Raw genomic sequence first — 18,041 nt, 5'->3', positions numbered from 1 at the left:
TTGTGCCGGCCACCACGGGTGCGTATCTGCACTCGTAAACCCCTCGTGAGAACCGGCGGAGCGCAACCGCTCGCCGGAAGAGACATGCTCGTGGAGGGGTGACGCACAAATGCGGGCAGCACGGCGGTCAAGGTCCCCCGACCTCGCCGTACCGCTTGGTGGAATCCCCCCACGTCGATCAGCAGATCGTACTCACGTCAACCCGTGGTTGACCAGTGAGTACCCGCGGGCAAAGGGGGCGGGAAGGCGGGACGGCCCCGTCACTCGAAGTGACGGGGCCGTTCCATGACCGCCGGTGCTCTCGCGAGCAGCCGGTCCACCGGTGCGGGGACCGGTGGTTCGGATGTCAGTCGCCGTTGCCCGGCGCCGGGGTCGTCTTCTGGATCTGGAGCAGGAACTCGGGGTTCGACTTCGTCTGCTTCATCTTGTCGAGCAGCAGCTCGATCGCCTGCTGCTGGTCGAGCGCGTGCAGCACTCGGCGCAGCTTCCAGACGATGCCGAGTTCCTCGCCGCTGAGCAGGATCTCCTCCTTGCGGGTGCCGGACGCGTCGACGTCCACCGCCGGGAAGATGCGCTTGTCGGCGAGCTTCCGGTCGAGCTTGAGCTCCATGTTGCCGGTGCCCTTGAACTCCTCGAAGATCACCTCGTCCATGCGCGAGCCGGTGTCGACCAGCGCCGTGGCCAGGATGGTCAGCGAGCCGCCGTCCTCGATGTTGCGCGCGGCACCGAAGAAGCGCTTCGGCGGGTAGAGCGCGGTCGAGTCGACACCACCGGACAGGATGCGTCCGGAGGCCGGGGCCGCCAGGTTGTACGCACGGCCCAGACGGGTGATCGAGTCCAGCAGGACGACCACGTCATGGCCCAGCTCGACGAGGCGCTTGGCACGCTCGATGGCCAGCTCTGCGACGGTGGTGTGGTCCTCGGCCGGACGGTCGAAGGTCGAGGAGATGACCTCGCCCTTGACCGACCGCTGCATGTCGGTGACCTCTTCCGGACGCTCGTCCACCAGGACGACCATCAGGTGGCACTCGGGGTTGTTGTGGGTGATCGCGTTGGCGATCGCCTGCATGATCATGGTCTTGCCGGTCTTCGGCGGGGCCACGATCAGGCCTCGCTGGCCCTTTCCGATCGGCGACACCAGGTCGATGATGCGGGTGGTCAGCACGCCCGGGTCGGTCTCCAGACGGAGCCGGTCCTGCGGGTACAGCGGGGTCAGCTTGTTGAACTCCGGTCGGCCGCGGCCCGATTCAGGCGCCATGCCGTTGACGGAGTCGAGGCGGACCAGCGCGTTGAACTTCTCACGGCGCTCGCCTTCCTTGGGCTGGCGGACCGCACCGGTGACGTGGTCGCCCTTGCGCAGACCGTTCTTGCGGACCTGAGCCAGCGACACATACACGTCGTTCGGACCGGGCAGGTAGCCGGAGGTCCGGATGAACGCGTAGTTGTCGAGGATGTCCAGGATGCCCGCGACGGGGATCAGGACGTCGTCGTCGGCCAGCTGCGGTTCCGGGGCGAACTCGTCACGGCCGCGGCGGCCTCGGCGGTCGCGGTAGCGGCCGCGGCGTCCACGCCGACCGCCCTCGTCGTCGAAGTCGTCCTGCGGGCCGCCGCCCTGGCGCTGCTGTCCGCCGCCCTGCGTCTGGCGCTGTCCACCGCCCTGCTGGTCGTCGCCGCCCTTGCCGCCGCGGCGGTCACGCTGGCGATCGCCACGCTCACCGCGGTCACGCTGGCGATCGCCGCGCTCACCGCGGTCACGCTGGCGATCGGCGCGGCGGCCCTCGGCCGTGTCGGCGGCTGCTTCGGCCTTGGCGTCGACCTGGGTGTCAGTCTTGGCCTCGGCGCGGACCTCGGTCTTGACGTCGCCCTTCGACTGCGCCGCGGCGGTCTCACCCTCGGGGCTGCCCGCGGGCGACGTGGCGCGGCGTCGACGGCGCTCACCGGCCGGTGCGTCATCGCTGGCCGGCTGGCCAGGGATGTCGATCTGCTGCTGGGCCGCGGCCTTCTCGGCCTTCGGCTCGGCTGCCGCGGCGCTGTCGTCGCCGGTACGGGCCTTGGAGGTGGCACGGCGCTTCGGCTTGGTCTCGGCCGCGGCGTCGGAGCCCCCGCTCTTGGCCGGGGAAGCGGCCTGGCCGCCACCGGCCTGCGCCTCCTTGATGACCTCGATCAGCTGGCTCTTGCGCATCCGCGCGGTGCCCCTGATGCCCAGGCCGGACGCGACCTGCTGAAGCTCGGCCAGGACCATGCCGTCGAGGCCGGTGCCGGAGCGGCGGCGCCGTGCGGTGGTGCCGGAGGCAGCACCTGCGGCGGGCGCGGTGGTGTCGACGCTCTTGTCGGCAGTCACGCCCATCAGATCGGTGGTGTCGCTCACGAAGGGTCCTTCCCTGGAGCGGACGTCGGCCATCTGGCTCGGCGACCGGTTGTGCTGTCCGGCACCGGTCCGTGATCTTTCGGATCGTGGACCGAGACCGGGGCGGTAGTCCCGCCGGGTAGGCGGAGGAAATGTACGTGCAAGGTCCGGCCCGAGTCCCCCTGCTCGGCCCTCTCCCGAGATGAGCGAGGGGTGTCGTGCCGTTTCCGGAGCGTGCTCGAAACTGCTCAGGCAGGCTGCTCAGGCAGTTGGGGAGGCTCCCGGAAGAATGGTGGTCCCGGATGGGGACGCAAAGCACCGCTCCACAAGAATGTGGGCTGCGTACTTGAGGTTAACACTACCGGCTCCAACAAACATTCCCCCTCTCGGTCACCGGCAATCCCGTGTCGCTATGAAGCGAGCGGCAGCACGCTCGCCCCGGCCTCGTCGAGCGCCAACCGGTTCGCCGCCCAGCCCTCGCCCGCGAGCCTCGCCACCTTGTCGGCTGCGCCGTCCTCGACCAGCGCGAGCACCGTGGGTCCCGCGCCGGAGATGACCGCCGGAACGCCATCCGCGCGCAGCCGGTTCACGAGGTCGACGCTCTGCGGCATCGCCGGAGCACGGTACTCCTGGTGCAGGCGGTCCTCGGTGGCCGGCAGCAGCAGCTCGGGACGCCGGGTCAGGGCCTCCACGAGCAGGGCGGCGCGACCCGCGTTGGCCGCGGCGTCGACGTGTGGGACGGTACGCGGGAGGAGTCCGCGCGCGGTCTCGGTGAGCACCGGATTCGACGGCACGAAAACCACCGGAACGATGGAATCCGAGGGGTCCATCCTGATGGCTCGGGCCGTGCCGGCTGCCGTCCAGGCCAGGGTGAACCCGCCGAGCAGACACGCCGCGACGTTGTCGGGGTGGCCCTCGATCTCGGTGGCGAGCTCCAGCAGCGCGGCGTCGTCGAGCCGGGTGTCGCCGCCTATGGTCACCGCGCGGGCGGCGACGATGCCGGCGCAGATGGCGGCGGACGACGAACCGAGCCCGCGGCCGTGCGGGATGCGGTTGGCGCAGACCACTTCGAGACCGCGCGGCTGTCCGCCGAGCAGGTCGAAGGCAGTACGCAGGGAGCGTACGAGCAGATGGCTCTCATCGCGGGGCAGGGTTTCGGCGCCCTCACCCGCGATGTCGATATGCAGACCGGAATCGGCCACCCGGACGACGACGTCGTCATACAGCCCCAGCGACAGGCCGAAGGCATCGAAGCCCGGCCCGAGGTTAGCGCTGGTGGCGGGGACACGCACCCGGACGGCGGCGGCGCGGAATGCGGGACCGGCCATCGCTCGACGACACTCCTTGGGTTGGTTCTGGTCGGATTCTGGTCGACGGAATTCTGACTCTGATTCGACGTGAAATGCGGGCCTGACGTGCTCTGACGAACTTGCGAGGACGAGGACCCGTGGGCCGAAACGGCAGCAGCACCGCGGCATATGCGGTGGGCCGGTTCGGCACAGCTTATCGAAGGAAGGTTCAGCGGCGACATAGGGCGTAGGGGAGGCGCGCGATGCGTGTCGCACCCCTGGCGACCACCGTCGGCTACCCGCCGGCTTCCCTCACGTCGCCGCACACGCCCCCGCGATTCCCGCGCTGCGGCGTGTTTCCGCCTGGGCGGAAACACGCCGCGAGCCCTGCGCGGGACACCACGTCGCGGCATCGGTCCCGGACTGGGGCGAACCCCCCGGCGTACGGCTCCGCCACAGAGGCGCGCCCGGCGGCGACGGCTCCGCAGCCGGCCTTCGGGCACCCGCGGCTCCCAGGCCGTCCCCGCACAGCGCGTGGCCGGGAGGGCACCTCCCAGGCGGCCTGCCCGCTCGCACTCCCGCCCGACCGCCTACGCGAGGCCCAGCCGCTCGGCCGCCACGCCCGCGTCCACCGGCACCGTGAGGGGCTGAGGAGCTCCGGCGACCGCCCAGTCGGGGTCCTTGAGACCGTTGCCGGTGACCGTGCAGACGATCCGCTGGCCCGGGTCGACCTTCCCCTCCTCGGCGGCCTTGAGCAGACCGGCCACCGACGCAGCGGACGCCGGCTCCACGAAGACTCCTTCGCGAGAGGCCAGCAGCCGGTAGGCGCGCAGGATCTGACGGTCGGTCACCTCGTCGATGAAGCCGCCCGACTCGTCCCGGGCGGCCAGCGCGTACTCCCAGGAAGCCGGGTTGCCGATCCGGATCGCGGTGGCGATGGTCGACGGGTCCTTGACGACCTCGCCACGCACGATGGGCGCCGAACCCGCGGCCTGGAAGCCCCACATCCGCGGGGTGCGAGTGGACACCTCGTCGGCGGCGTACTCCTTGTAGCCCTTCCAGTAGGCCGTGATGTTCCCTGCGTTGCCGACCGGGAGCACATGGATGTCGGGAGCGTCGCCGAGCGCGTCCACGATCTCGAACGCGGCGGTCTTCTGGCCCTCGATACGGACCGGGTTCACCGAATTGACCAGCGCCACCGGATAGTTCTCGGAGAGCCCGCGAGCCAGCACCAGGCAATCGTCGAAGTTGCCGTCGACCTGGAGGATCTTGGCACCGTGGACCAGAGCCTGCCCCAGCTTGCCCATGGCGATCTTGCCCTGGGGGATCAGCACCGCGCTGACCATCCCGGCGCGCCCGCCGTACGCGGCGGCGGAGGCGGAGGTGTTCCCGGTGGAGGCGCAGATGACGGCCTGCGCGCCCTCCTCCTTGGCCTTGCTGATCGCCATCGTCATGCCGCGGTCCTTGAAGGACCCGGTCGGGTTCGCACCCTCGACCTTGAGATACACCTCACAGCCGGTGGCCTCGGAAAGGGCTCCCGCGGCGACGAGCGGAGTACCGCCCTCGCCCAGCGTGACGACCGGCGTGGTCTCCGTCACCGGGAGCCGGTCCCGGTACTCCTCGATGATGCCGCGCCACTGGTGCGTGCGAGTACTCATGGGTGCCTACTCTCCTTCAACCCGCATGATGCTGGCGACACCGCGCACGGTGTCGAGTTCGCGCAGCGCCTCGACCGTCCCGGAGAGAGCGGCGTCGGGCGCGCGGTGGGTGACGACGACGAGTGAGGCCTCGCCGTCCTTGCCCTTCTGGCGCACCGTGTCGATGGATACGCCGTGCTCGGCGAAGACCGTCGCGACCTGGGCGAGCACACCCGGTTTATCGGCCACGTCGAGGCTGATGTGGTACCGCGTCACGACCTCGCCCATGGGACTCACGGGCAGCTGGGTGTACACGGACTCACCGGGCCCGGTGGCCTCGGCGAGCTTGTTGCGGCAGACCGCGACCAGGTCGCCGAGCACCGCCGATGCGGTCGGGGAGCCCCCGGCGCCCGGACCGTAGAACATCAGCCGCCCGGCGGCCTCGGCCTCCACGAAGACGGCGTTGTACGCCTCGCGGACGGAGGCAAGCGGGTGGCTGAGCGGGATCATCGCGGGATGCACCCGGGCGGTGACCGACTTGCCGTCGGCCGCCCGCTCGCAGATGGCCAGCAGCTTGATGGTGCAGCCCATCTTCCCGGCGGAGGCGAAGTCGGCGGCGGTGACCTCGGTCATGCCCTCGCGGTAGACGTCGTCGAGGCGTACCCGGGTGTGGAAGGAGATGCCGGCGAGGATCGCGGCCTTGGCGGCGGCGTCGAAGCCCTCCACATCGGCCGTCGGGTCGGCCTCGGCGTAGCCGAGCGCGGTGGCCTCGTCCAGCGCCTCGGAGTAGCCCGCGCCGGAGGTGTCCATCTTGTCGAGGATGAAGTTCGTGGTGCCGTTGACGATGCCGAGCACGCGGTTGACCTTGTCACCGGCGAGCGACTCGCGCAACGGCCTGATCAGCGGGATCGCCCCGGCGACCGCGGCCTCGAAGTAGAGGTCGCGGCCGTGTTTCTCGGCGGCGGCGTACAGCGTGGCCCCGTCCTCGGCGAGCAGCGCCTTGTTGGCGGAGACCACGGACGCGCCATGCTCGAACGCGGTGGTGATCAGGGTCCGGGCCGGCTCGATCCCACCGATCACCTCCACGACCACGTCGATGTCGCCGCGCGAGACGAGAGCCGTGGCGTCCGTGGTGACGAGCTCCCGTGGGATCCCCTCACGCACCTTGGAGGGGCGGCGGACGGCGACCCCGGCGAGCTCCACCGGGGCACCGATCCGCGCGGCGAGGTCATCGGCATGCGTCGTCATGAGGCGCGCCACCTCTGAGCCGACCACACCACAGCCCAGGAGCGCCACCTTCAGCGGACGCGTACGCATCATCCGACCTTCGCCTTTCATCGAACACAGCCGTTTCTACATTCAGGGTGCGAACCAGTCTCACTCACCTTTTGGCGGATTCCGGCGCACCGTCCACATCCCGAGACAGATATTCCACCACCCGGCATCACCCGACATCGAGGCGCAGTAGATCCTCCTCCGTCTCACGCCTGACGATCACCCGCGCCTCCCCGTCCCTGACCGCGACGACGGGCGGGCGCAGCGCGTGGTTGTAGTTGCTCGCCATCGAACGGCAGTAGGCGCCGGTGGCGGGCACGGCCAGCAGGTCACCAGGGGCGAGGTCGGCGGGCAGGAAGGCGTCCCGTACAACGATGTCGCCGCTCTCGCAGTGCTTGCCGACGACCCGTACGAGCATCGGTGCGGCCGTCGACGTACGCGAGACGAGAGCGACGCTGTACTCGGCGTCGTACAGCGCCGTACGGATGTTGTCGGACATCCCGCCGTCGACACTGACGTACGTCCGCAGCCCGGCGAGCGGCTTGATCGTGCCCACCTCGTACAGCGTGAAGGCCGCGGGGCCGACGATGGCCCGTCCGGGCTCGACGGAGATCCGCGGCGTACGCAGCCCGGCGGCTTCACACTCACGGGTGACGATCTCGCTGAGGGCCTTGGCGATCTCATGCGGTTCGCGCGGGTCGTCGTCCGGGGTGTACGCGATGCCGAGACCACCACCCAGGTCGATCTCGGGCAGCTCGACCCCGTGCTCGTCCCTGACCTCGGCCAGCAGCCGCACCACGCGCCGGGCCGAGACCTCGAACCCGGCCATGTCGAAGATCTGCGAGCCGATGTGCGAATGGATGCCGATCAGCTCCAGACCGTCGAGCTTCATCGCCCGGCGGACCGCTTCCGCGGCCTGCCCGTCCGCGAGCGCGATGCCGAACTTCTGGTCCTCGTGCGCGGTCGCGATGAACTCGTGGGTGTGGGCCTCGACGCCGACGGTGACCCTGATCTGGACCCGCTGGCGCTTGCCGAGCGACCGGGCGATGTGCGCGACGCGCACGATCTCCTGGAAGGAGTCGAGCACGATGCGCCCGACTCCGGCGCGCACGGCCTTCTCGATCTCCTCGGGGGACTTGTTGTTGCCGTGGAAGGCGATGCGCTCGGCGGGCATCCCGGCGTCGAGCGCCGTGGCGAGTTCCCCGCCCGAACACACGTCGAGGTTGAGCCCTTCCTCCGTCAGCCAGCGCACCACCGCGCGGCTCAGGAACGCCTTGCCCGCGTAGAACACATCGGCGTCCTTGCCGAAGGCATCGGCCCAGGCGCGGCAGCGGGCGCGGAAGTCCTCCTCGTCCAGGAAGTAGGCAGGCGTGCCGAACTCCTGGGCCAGCCGGGTCACTTCGACCCCGGCTACGCTGACGATCCCGTCATCGTTCCGTGTGACGGTGCGGGCCCACACCTTCCCGTCGAGGGCGTTGAGGTCTGCGGGCGGGGCGGAGTAGTGCCCCTCGGGCAGGACGTCTCCGTGGCGGGGACCGGCGGGGTGCGCGGAACGGCTCATTCTGTCTTTCTCACATTCCCTACACGTATTCGGGCGCGCTGATGCCGAGCAGGGTCAGGCCGCCGGCCAGCACCGTCCCGGCGGCTTCGGCGAGGGCGAGCCGTGAACGGTGGGCGGCCGAGGGTTTCTCGTCACCACGGGGGAGCACCGTGTGCTGGAACCCCAGGAAGGCGTCCGCGGTGGTCTCCAAGTGCCGCGCGAGACGGTCCGGGGCCCGGTGACGGACGGCGGACACCAGCACACGGGGGTAGTCACCGACGGCCCCGACCAGTGCGGGCGCGTCGACGGACTCCTCGATCCCGTCGTGGCGGACCGCGAAACCGAGGTGCTCGGCGGCCCGCGCCAGCGCGCGGGCGCGTGAGTGCGCGTACCGCACACGGAAGAACGGATTGGCCTCACCCTGGACGAGCAGCCCCGCGTCAAACCTCGGCCGGTCGTGCGCGGCGGCCCGCAGCATCGCCCAGCGGGCGGCGTCGGCCCCGTAGCGCCGCAGCAACTCCCCCGCACCCGCACCGGCGGCGCCAGGACGCACATCGACCTGTGCGTCCGAGGCAACCGGGTGCGTCACCACACCCAGCCGCGCCCAGCCCGCATCGGCCGCCCCCACACACCCGGCGTCCGCCGCGGCGCCCTGCGCGAGCGCCAGCCTCCGCAGGCCGTCTGCCACGACGGCGCCCCTGACCTCGGGTCCGTGCCGGTACACACAACGCTCACCGGCCATGGCGTCCCCGTGCCCGTACCGGCCGCCCTGCTCGAGCACCGTGCGCACAAGGGACCCGTCGGCCCCTGTGTCCAGCGTGATGTTGAGGAACCCGGGCCCGGTCACCTCGACCCGCGCGATCCCCGGCCGTCGCACGAGCCGCTCCGAGAGCAACTCGGCGACCCGCATCGCGGGCATCCGGGCCTCGTGGGCAAGCCGCAGCGCGGCATTGGTCGCGTAGTCCCCTCGCCCCCCGGGCCGCGGCCGCTCCACGACGACCCGGTCGGGCACCGCCACCGCTTCCCCGAGGGCACCCTCCTCGACCGCACGGCGCACAGCGCCCAGCACGGTACGGGAGAGATCTGCGGGGGTCACGGGACCAGCGTATGTGAGGAAGGGGGTGCGATCGCGAACCGATTCCGCCATGCGGTCAGCTCAGCCGCGCGCGCTCCCGGCCCAACCGGCCCCACGCCTGCCGTCGACGGGCGGCGGCCCCTCCCTGCACAGTCGATGCACCAACCGCACCAACTCGCCCGGCTCGAAAGGCTTCGCGAGAAACGCGTCGACCCCGTCCCCGGCCCCCGCCTCGTACTGCGTGCAGGCACTGACAATGACCACAGGCACCTGCCGCGTCCGCGGATCGGCCCGGAGCCGCGCGGCGGTGCGCAGGCCGTCGAGCCGCGGCATCACCACATCGAGCGTGATCACATCCGGCCGAACCCGGTGCACGACCTCCAGGCACTCGGCACCATCGGCAGCGGTCACGACCTCGAAACCCTCCAGTTCGAGATTGACCCTGATCAGCTGCCGAATGACCCTGTTGTCATCCACAACAAGCACCCGGCCGGACACGCCTGACACAACTCGAGAGTAGGTCGCACGCCCCTCCCCCGTCCGGCTTTTGCCGACTTCCACCCCCACCGGGGCATCCCCTCGCACGACCACCCGGCACCCAGGGCCCCACGTACCCGAGTCCACCCCGCTCACTGCCTGGAAATACCTGTTCACAGGCACCCCTCCGAAGCTGGTAGGGTTCTACCCGTCGCCGCCGAGAGCGGCGGACGCCCCCGTAGCTCAGGGGATAGAGCAACGGCCTCCGGAGCCGTGTGCGCAGGTTCGAATCCTGCCGGGGGCACTCCGGATCAAGGCGCTGAACAGCGGAAACGCGGTTCAGCGCCTTTCTTGTGCATGCCAAAACGCGCACGACCTACTCGGCGACACCCGCTTGGCCCAACAGGGCTGTGACCTGCGATTTCGCGGTGCCAGGCGGATGAGCAGGTACGCCACCGCAGGCCAAGGCCGCTGCGCAGCTCGTGGATGGGTCCGCCTCCGTTCAGTCCCAGGTGAGTTGGCCGCTCGGCGTGTGGGCGCGTGGTGCCGGTACGGCGGCCTCGGCGTGATGGATGCGATGGGTGAGGGCGGTGTTGCGGCGCTGGGTGCGGTTGTTGGCGATCGCGCGTTCGACGGCTTCGCTCTGGCCGATGAGCATGGCTCCGTTGCGGGCGCGGGTGACGGCGGTGTAGAGCAGGTTGCGCTGGAGCAGCATCATCCCGGCCGCGCTGATCATGGGGATGATGACGTAGGGGTATTCGCTGCCCTGGGAGCGGTGGACGGTCAGCGCGTAGGCGTGGACCAACTCGTCGAGGTCGGCGAAGGGGTACGTCGCCGCCTCGCCGTCGTGGAAGGTGACGGTGAGCCGGTGGGCTTCGACGTCGACAGCTGTGATGGTGCCGCTGCTGCCGTTGAAGATTCCGGATTCGCCACGGTGGGGGTTGTTGCGGACCTGCTGCACGCGATCGCCGAGCCGGAAGGCGGCGCCACCGTGATAGTGCTGCGGCTTGTCGTCGGCCGGAGGATTGAGGTGCTCCTGGAGGCGCAGGTTGAGGTCGGTCATACCGGCGATGTTCTTCTTGCCGGGGCACAGGACCTGGATGTCCTCCGGGCGGGCCCCGAAGTGCTTCGGCATGAGCTCGCAGACCAGGTCCACCACACGCTGGGCGGTGTCCTCGGCGGTGGGTACGGGACGATTCCAGAAGACCTTGGGGTCCTCCCTCGGCAGTTCACCGTGCAGGATGCGGTGGGCGTTGATGACGATCGCCGCGCTGTCGTCGTGCTGGCGGAAGACTTTGGTGAGCCGGGTGCGCGGGATGTCCTCGACATCGAGGAGATCGCGCAGCACGCGGCCGGGGCCGACGCTGGGAAGCTGGTCGATGTCGCCGACAAGCATCAGGTGGCAGCCGTTCCGGACGGCGGAGAACAGCCGGCGGGCCAGGGCCAGGTCGAGCATCGATGCCTCGTCGATGACCACCAGGTCGGCGGTCTCCAGAACGCCGGCGTGATCGAAGAGGGAGTCGCCGTCGGGCGGTCTGATCAGCCGGTGCACGGTCATCGCCGCCTGCCCGCAGGTCTCCTCCAGGCGTTTGGCGGCCTTTCCGGTCGGAGCGGCCAGCGCGATTACCGCACCGGCCTCGTCGGCGATGTCGACCAGAGTGCGCAGGGTATGGGTCTTGCCGCAGCCCGGTCCGCCGGTCAGGACCGAGAGAGGGCGGATCAGGGCGGTCAGGATCGCCTGGTGCTGCTCGTCGGTCAGCCCGGCCGTCTCCCGGCCCCTCAGCGCAGCCAGACGCTCGGCCCACGGAGCGAGGTCGGCCAGCGAGGAGGCGGAGCCGAGCAGGCGCCGTACGTGGAAGGCCAGTTGTGCCTCGTCCCGGTGCCGGTGCGCCAGCATGGCGATCTCGGTGTCAGCCACGGTGTCAGTTCCGTCCAGCACGGGTAGCGGCAGCGTCTCCGTGATCACCTCGCCCTGGGCGCGCAGCGTCTCCAGCGCGTGACGCAGGACCGCGTCGTCGAGGATCTCCTCGGTCGCCGGATCGTCATCGGTCAGCAGCTGACGGGTACGGACGATCAGAACGCGCACTGGCTGGTGGCAGTGGCCACTGGCTCCGGCTTGGTCGAGTTCATGCAAGAGCGCGGCCTGAAGGCGTGCGTCGCTGTGCTTCGGGATGCCGACGGCGAGGGCGATCTTGTCGGCGTTGACAAAGCCGACACCGCGTACGTCCCGGCACAACCGGTAGGGGGTACGACGGACGATGTGCATCGGGTCGTCGTCGGTGTCGGCGTACGCGGTGTAGATCTTCACTGCGAGCGCCGGAGTGATCCGGAGGCCCTGCAGGAACAGCATGATCTCGGCGATGGCCTTCTGCTCCTGCCAGGCCGCCGTGATCCGGCCCAGCCGGACCTGGCCGATCCCGTGCACATCGAGGAGCCGCTGTGGTTCGGCGTCGATGACCTTCAGGGTCCGCTCGCCGAAGGCGTCCACGATCGCCGAGGCGAGAATCGGCCCGATCCCGCAGATCATGCCCGAGGCGAGATAGAGACGGATCGCCCGCTCGTCGGCCGGCACCGTCCGCTCGCACCGCTCGGCTCTGAACTGCCGTCCGTGGCGAGGATGATAGACCCAGGCTCCGTGCAGCCGCAGGCTCTCCCCGGGCCGCACCCCGAAGAGCGCCTTGCCGAGGGCGGTGATGCTTTCCTCACCGCCCGTTGTGGCGGTCAGCCGCAGTACCGTGCGCTCATCGAAACTGACGTGCAGCAAGTGGTCGACCACGCCCTCGATGACTTCCGAGGCGTCCAGGGGCACTTGGTGGGGCACGCGCACCATCTCCAGAGGTACGTACGGCTGCGGATCAGGTGGCGCTGCCGGGATACTGCAAGATCAGCATGCGTCCCCAGGTAGCCGTCTGTCGCGCGCTTGAGGAATTCCCTTCACCCCATCGAGTGACATCATCCAGATGGGGCCGCCGTGCAGCCGCCGGCGACGGGGCGCGCCCCGGACAATGCGGGCGCGTGTTCCACGAGTGATGCCTCACGAGGGCTCCGCACGCACCGGGACGCATTGCTTCTCGGTAGGGTTTTCCTGCGAACGAACTCGCTGCCCCTGATGCCCCAACAACCGCTTACGGAGCCTTCCTTGGCACCCAGCGGGGAGAGCCGTCCGCCGCCATGTGCGAACGCTGGGCGGATGAGCACGCCGGTGATCCGGAGGAACCACGGGCACTGGTGGACGCCGGATGGCTCACGGTCCGACACGGCGAGGCCGAGGGGGCTCTGTCTCTGTTCCGGCGCGCCGCCGCCTGCGATGGCGAGTACCGCCTCGACGCCCACGTCGGCATCGTCGACCAGTTGTACGCGCTGGGCCGCGCGACGGAGGCCGAGCACACCCAGGAGGACCTACGGGCTCACCTCGACACCTGCCATGATCGGGTGCCAGCACTTCGGTGCGGGCGCCCGATTTTTTGTTCCATGACTCCAGCTCACGGGTGACGGACACCGGTCCGTCAACCAGGCAGCCCTGGATCGTCACCCGCAAGGTCAGCTCTTCTCGGGGCCGGTTGTAGCGGATCTCCAGCCCGAAGGCGCCGTAGAGCCGCCGTTGGATCTCTTCCGGAACCAGGGCAAGGTCCACAGATCAGCTCCTCTGGCGGTGGCGCTATACCTGCTTGGTCTCGGCCGGTGGGGAGCCAGCAGCCACGGAAACGTCGGAGTCACCCCAGGGCCGCGGGTCACTGCGAGCCCGGGGCCCCGCTGCTCGGAGCAGCCGCTCCAGAGGGTGTTCCACCAAGTGGTAGGCGCAGCCGGACAATGCCTGGCTAACCACGATCACCAGCAGCCATACGAGAGCCGTGTCGGGCAAGCCGTCGGGGCGGCCGTACACACCCAGCCAGGTTCTGATGACGATCTCGTGGATGAGGTACCACGCGAACGACCAGTGGCCGAGGCGCACGGACCAACGGCCTCCCAGGCCGGTCCTGCGGCCGTCCAAATCCGCACGCGCAGCCGCCGCGACGAGCAGGGCGAACACCGGCGTGGACAGGAGGTGCGAGGCATGCAGCGGGCCGTACCACAGAGCGTCGGGGGCATACCACGACCAGGGGATCAGCACGAGGTGCCAGGCAGCCGTCAGCAGCACAGCCGACCAGAGACCGAGAGGCGGTCGCCAGCCACGAGCCACCGCAAGCCCCGCGGCCACTCCGAGCATGAACTGCAGCATGCGCGTCAGAGGCAGGTAGTCCAGCAGCCACACTCTCGTCGCCGTATCGGTGATGAGGGAGCCGCTCAGCCACACCGCGAGCACACCTGCACAGGTCAGAAAGCAGATCCAAAGGCGGCCACGGCTTGAGCGGAACGCCGGGAGGACCATCAGCAGCGGGAAGATCAGATAGAACCAGGCTTCATCACTGAGAGACCAGGCGGCCGGGTTGGCACCCTTGAGGGTTTCGGGGATCCAGGCGTGGATGAGGAGCAAGTTCGCGATCACGGCTTTCACTGACACCGCCTTGCCCAACCAGAGCCACACCCCGACGGACGCAGCGCCCGTGACGGCCATGAGTGGCCAGATACGGGCGAAGCGCCGCCAAAGGAAGACCTTCGCGGGGACCATCGCACCGTCGTAGGTCCATGCCAGGACGAAACCGGACAGCACGAAGAAGAAGGTGACGCCGCTGCGGCCGTACCACACCGTCTGGCTCAGGCCGGGTATCTCCCCGACCAGACGGGACAGGTGATACAGAACGACGAGGAGTGCCGCCCAGAAACGGAGCCCCGTCAGAGACGGCAGCCTGTCCCTGCCCGACAGGTCCACCGTCGGCCGACGGTGGGCGTGAGTCACGAGTTGCATCCCGCGATTATCAGCCCTGACGTGCGGCGCCGAGACCTGCCCTCCGAGCAGCCCGACGCTACCGGCAAGGAAGCACCCTCGCATTCCGCCTTGAAGATGGACATGTCAGCCACGTGCCGGACATTCTCCCTCCATACCAACGGCGTGGGATGCGATGCAGGCCAGTACGCCCGCGGCGGTGCGACTCCCGACCTGGCCGAGCAGGCCACGGTGCCGCGCGCGTCGACGAAGCCGGTGTGCCACCGGTCGCGACCAGTTGCCACAAGCCGGTGATGGGGCCTTTTTCCCAGCGCGGCCGTCTGCGCCCGGGGCTCGTCGATGCCCAGCACCTCCACCTCGAGCAAGAGCGTCACGTGACGTTGCGGGCGGCGGTGCGGAAGGCATCCGTCACCGTCGGCCAGGTCAGGCGCAGGTCACGGGCGGCCCGGACGGTAGTGGACCCGGCATCGCGTATCCGGCGCCCGCCGTGCCCGTTGAAGCACGCGATGCAGCAGCATCGCGGCTGTGCGAGCCTTGCCGTCCGGGATCGTCCCAGGTCAGACGGCGAAATCCGGCTGGAGTACGGGCCCGGCCCCTACATCCCGCGCCAGCTCATGAACTCATGCCGGCCCCTGCCGAGAGCCGTTCGCTGAACGGGTTCACCTCGCCGGTCAGTACCGCCACGCAGAACGACGCCATACCACCGTCGAACACGGTCCAGCGGTTCATCCGGACTGCGCGAGGGGGCCGATGTCGAGCAGATCGCGGACACGGGACCGGACCACGGCAAGGTCCCCTCGGGCGCTCGCGGCCCGCAGCTCCAGGCGCTGCCGCAACTGCCGGTCCTCGCCGATCTGTTCCCTCAGCACAGCGAGCAACTCGTCCTTGGACAGGGCGGACAGCCAACCGTCGAGGTCCTGCGCGCGCTCCCGAGCCGCCTTCCGCTGCCGTGGCAGGCTCTCCCGCTGGGCGAGCACCGTCAGGCCGAGGGCGACCAGGTGCTTGCAGAAGTTGCCCTCCAGGCCGTACGGGCAGTCGCACTCGCCGGCCAGCGCGCCGGGCCCGTCCAGGGTCAGCTCCACCTCGTACCGCTCCGTGCCGTGGACGCTCGCGGTGACCCAGCCGTCACCGACCTCGACCCCGGACACCGCGTCGAGGTACCCGCGGCCGCGTTCGAAGGAACGAGCACCGGCCAGCGTCCTGAGGTTCGCCTCGGTGAGGCCGCGCATGATTCTTTTCCGCCCTGCTGTGGTTGTGGAGTCGATACTCCGCCACCCTAGGAGGGCTGGGGGTGCGAGTCGACGACTTCAGTGGGTTTATCCTCCAACTCGACCAGTGCCAGGGAGGGTTATCCCCGTGAGCGAGTACCACCTTCCACAAGCAGGAAAGGGCTGGGGTCCCCCGACCAGGACACGTACAGGCCGTCGCGGGCCCGGGTGCAGGCGACGAACAGCAGGCAGCGTTCGGCCAGCAGGTCGGCTTCGTGCTGGAGACGGTCGACGTCCACGGGCGTCAGCGCCTTGGGGTGGGGCACGGCGCCGTCGCGGACGCCGACCACCGCGACGCACCGGTACTCCAGGCCCTTGAAGGAGTGCATGGTGCCGACATTCACGGCGTCGGCGGCTGACGGCCGGTCCGCCCGCAGCCGCTGAGCGGGGATGCCTGCCGCGGTGAGGTGTTCCGTCACCTGGTCGCAGGTCCGGTTGGAGCGGGTGCTCACGCCGATGTCACCGGGGGCGATTCCGTCGTCCAGCCAGCCGCGCACGCGCTCGACGAGCGCCGTCAGCTCCGCTTCCGGGGAACCCGCCCCATGGGTCTCGGGGCCGCTCCCGCGCAGGGCCGAGCGGTAGCCGAGCAGGGTTTCGTGGCGGGCGTCGTCCTCCAGTTCCGCGAAGGGGCGGCCGACGAGCAGCGCGGTCGACCAGCTGAGGATCTCGTGCGTGGAGCGGTAGTTCCTGCGCATCTTCGTCGACCGCCCTGTCACCCTGATCCCGACCGCCTTCAGGGAGACCCTGCTGTCGTAGATCCTCTGGTGCGGGTCCCCGGCGATGAACAGGTCGTCCGGGCTGACCGGAGCGGCAGCGCGCAGCAGACGCCACTGGGCGGGATGCAGGTCCTGGGCCTCGTCGACGACCACGTGCCGGTAGCGCGGCCCGGTCCGCTCCAACAGGTCCGCGGCCTCCGCGCAGGTGCCGAGGTGGGTCCGCAGCCCGTCGGAGGCCAGCCGGGCGGTGAACTCCTCGATGGCGGCCCACACCGGCGGCCGGGCCGCGGCGGGCAGCGCGCTGCCGCGCCCCTTGCGCTCGGCGGCCTCGTACTCCTCGTACGTCCGCAGGTTCCGGGCGAGGACCACGTGCTTGTACTCCTGGGCGAGGAACTGCGGGCTCCCGGTGGAGCCCGCGGCCCGCGCGGCCCGTGCCCAGCGAGCCTGCTCCTCGCCTGCACGCAGCGGCCGGCGGGAGGTGGACAGCACCCGTCCGGCGAAGGCGTCGACGGTCATGACGTCCACCCGGTCCCGGAGCGTCGCGTCGTCGACGAGCTCGGCGAGGCCCGAGCGCAGAGCGGCCACCAGAGTGTTCGTGTAGGTGGTGAGCAGGATCCGGTCCCCGTCCCGGAGGTGGCCGAGCAGGTGGCGTACGCGGTGCAGGGCGACGACCGTCTTGCCCGTGCCGGGTCCTCCGGTGACCTGGGCAGGTCCGGAGTACGAGGCCCGGTAGGCCACCTTGTGCTGGGACGGGTGGAGGAAGACCCGCCAGGCGGCGAAGGGTTTGTCGAGGATCTCGCTGAGCTCGTCCGATCCGGTGACCAGGGCGATGCGGGTGCGGGTGTGCCGGATGGCCGTCTCGTAGTCGGCGGGGTTCACGGGCCCCGCGCTGTCGGCGGCGGCGAGGTGGACGGCGACCACGTCCCGCCAGACCTCCTCCACCGTGAAGCCGGCGGCGAGGTATTCGAGCACCTCCCGCTGGTCCTGGGGAAAGAACGGTGCAAAGGCCTCCAGTTGCTCCAGGCTGGTCAGGACCCGGGCCTGGCGCAGGGTGGTCCCGTCGATGCCGAGGGCCGCGAGATCGCCGTCCGAGTGCGCGGCGAAGAGCCGCTGTTCGGGGGCGGGTGCGGTCCGTTCGTACGCGGGGGTGAGCTCCTCCAGGACGGCGATGTCGCGGATCTCGACGGCCCGGGTGACCGTGTTGATGGACGCCTTCTGCTTGACCGCCCACGCGTTGGCCTCGTCGTGCGGCAGTACCCGCAGCAGGACATAGGTGTCCCCGCTGTCGGGTGCCAGCACGACCCCTCGGGTGCCGCGGTCGATCCTGATGGTCCGGATGAGCGGGTCCCGGGCGTTCGTGAGCGACTCCAGTTTCAGGCCGGGATCCTTGAACAGCTGCTTCAGGGTGAGCCGTTCGAACTTCCCCCAGGCGTCGAAGACCCCCTTGCGGACCGTGCCCTGGAGCTTGGGGAGCTGGGCGCAGAAGGCGATGTCGAAGGCGAGGCGGGGCATGGCGGAGCGTCTCTCCCGGTGGTTCTACTGGTCGGTCGGATCCGCACCCGGCACGGGTTCGGTGGGATCGGAGGGTTCGT

At 69.9% G+C, this 18,041-nt stretch carries 11 protein-coding genes, 1 tRNA gene and 1 pseudogene; 2 read left to right on the top strand and 11 right to left on the bottom strand.

Features of this window, described 5'->3' with window-relative positions; genetic code table 11:
- Positions 1–346 precede the first annotated feature (346 nt).
- The 7 genes from rho to V1460_RS07840 all read right to left on the bottom strand — a co-directional run bounded on the left by rho (position 347) and on the right by V1460_RS07840 (position 9,661).
- Entirely contained in the window at positions 347–2,368 is a 2,022-nt protein-coding gene (gene rho, locus V1460_RS07870) for a transcription termination factor Rho (RefSeq protein WP_338672970.1), read from the bottom strand.
- A 389-nt stretch (positions 2,369–2,757) separates the two neighbouring features.
- A complete protein-coding gene (gene thrB / locus V1460_RS07865) occupies positions 2,758–3,675 on the bottom strand; it encodes a homoserine kinase (protein WP_338672969.1) in 918 nt (305 codons plus the stop codon).
- A gap of 551 nt (positions 3,676–4,226) precedes the next feature.
- Positions 4,227–5,294, bottom strand: a complete 1,068-nt coding sequence (gene thrC, locus V1460_RS07860) for a threonine synthase (protein WP_338672968.1) — start codon at positions 5,292–5,294, stop codon at positions 4,227–4,229.
- A 6-nt stretch (positions 5,295–5,300) separates the two neighbouring features.
- A complete protein-coding gene (locus V1460_RS07855; RefSeq protein ID WP_338672967.1) occupies positions 5,301–6,593 on the bottom strand; it encodes a homoserine dehydrogenase in 1,293 nt (430 codons plus the stop codon).
- 124 nt (positions 6,594–6,717) lie between these two features.
- On the bottom strand, positions 6,718–8,109 hold the full coding sequence (gene lysA, locus V1460_RS07850) for a diaminopimelate decarboxylase (protein ID WP_338672966.1): 1,392 nt from the start codon (positions 8,107–8,109) through the stop codon (positions 6,718–6,720).
- A 19-nt stretch (positions 8,110–8,128) separates the two neighbouring features.
- Positions 8,129–9,184 (bottom strand): ArgS-related anticodon-binding protein NrtL, encoded by a 1,056-nt coding sequence (gene nrtL / locus V1460_RS07845; RefSeq protein ID WP_338672965.1) that lies wholly within the window; start codon positions 9,182–9,184, stop codon positions 8,129–8,131.
- Between the two features lie 60 nt (positions 9,185–9,244).
- On the bottom strand, positions 9,245–9,661 hold the full coding sequence (locus V1460_RS07840) for a response regulator (protein WP_338677956.1): 417 nt from the start codon (positions 9,659–9,661) through the stop codon (positions 9,245–9,247).
- 211 nt (positions 9,662–9,872) lie between these two features.
- Here V1460_RS07840 and V1460_RS07835 point away from each other — a divergent pair.
- Positions 9,873–9,944 (top strand) — tRNA-Arg (locus V1460_RS07835).
- Between the two features lie 198 nt (positions 9,945–10,142).
- On the opposite strand, the gene V1460_RS07830 is transcribed toward V1460_RS07835, so the two are convergent.
- Positions 10,143–12,461 (bottom strand): ATP-dependent RecD-like DNA helicase, encoded by a 2,319-nt coding sequence (locus tag V1460_RS07830; RefSeq protein ID WP_338672963.1) that lies wholly within the window; start codon positions 12,459–12,461, stop codon positions 10,143–10,145.
- A gap of 350 nt (positions 12,462–12,811) precedes the next feature.
- Between V1460_RS07830 and V1460_RS07825 the strand changes: the two genes are divergently transcribed.
- Entirely contained in the window at positions 12,812–13,132 is a 321-nt protein-coding gene (locus tag V1460_RS07825) for a hypothetical protein (protein WP_338672962.1), read from the top strand.
- Positions 13,133–13,298: 166 nt separating this feature from the next.
- Here the strand turns inward: V1460_RS07825 and V1460_RS07820 are convergent, their stop codons facing one another.
- The 3 genes and pseudogenes from V1460_RS07820 to V1460_RS07810 form a co-directional block, all read right to left on the bottom strand.
- On the bottom strand, positions 13,299–14,486 hold the full coding sequence (locus tag V1460_RS07820; RefSeq protein WP_338672960.1) for an acyltransferase: 1,188 nt from the start codon (positions 14,484–14,486) through the stop codon (positions 13,299–13,301).
- Positions 14,487–15,193: 707 nt separating this feature from the next.
- A pseudogene (locus V1460_RS07815) lies at positions 15,194–15,694 on the bottom strand (SWIM zinc finger domain-containing protein); the annotation flags it as partial.
- A gap of 119 nt (positions 15,695–15,813) precedes the next feature.
- Entirely contained in the window at positions 15,814–17,961 is a 2,148-nt protein-coding gene (locus tag V1460_RS07810; protein WP_338672959.1) for a UvrD-helicase domain-containing protein, read from the bottom strand.
- Between the last annotated feature and the right edge of the window lie 80 nt (positions 17,962–18,041).

It is taken from the genome of Streptomyces sp. SCSIO 30461 (genome assembly GCF_037023745.1).
Lineage (GTDB): Bacteria > Actinomycetota > Actinomycetes > Streptomycetales > Streptomycetaceae > Streptomyces.
This window is presented reverse-complemented; position numbering and strand designations above follow the sequence as displayed.

What these genes read in the sequence shown, in the direction of transcription:
- thrB (WP_338672969.1), bottom strand. Translation starts at nt 3,675, where the DNA reads ATGGCCGGTCCCGCATTCCGCGCCGCCGCCGTCCGGGTGCGTGTCCCC.
- thrC (WP_338672968.1), bottom strand. Translation starts at nt 5,294, where the DNA reads ATGAGTACTCGCACGCACCAGTGGCGCGGCATCATCGAGGAGTACCGG.
- V1460_RS07855 (WP_338672967.1), bottom strand. Translation starts at nt 6,593, where the DNA reads ATGATGCGTACGCGTCCGCTGAAGGTGGCGCTCCTGGGCTGTGGTGTG.
- lysA (WP_338672966.1), bottom strand. Translation starts at nt 8,109, where the DNA reads ATGAGCCGTTCCGCGCACCCCGCCGGTCCCCGCCACGGAGACGTCCTG.
- V1460_RS07825 (WP_338672962.1), top strand. Translation starts at nt 12,812, where the DNA reads ATGTGCGAACGCTGGGCGGATGAGCACGCCGGTGATCCGGAGGAACCA.
- V1460_RS07820 (WP_338672960.1), bottom strand. Translation starts at nt 14,486, where the DNA reads ATGCAACTCGTGACTCACGCCCACCGTCGGCCGACGGTGGACCTGTCG.
- V1460_RS07810 (WP_338672959.1), bottom strand. Translation starts at nt 17,961, where the DNA reads ATGCCCCGCCTCGCCTTCGACATCGCCTTCTGCGCCCAGCTCCCCAAG.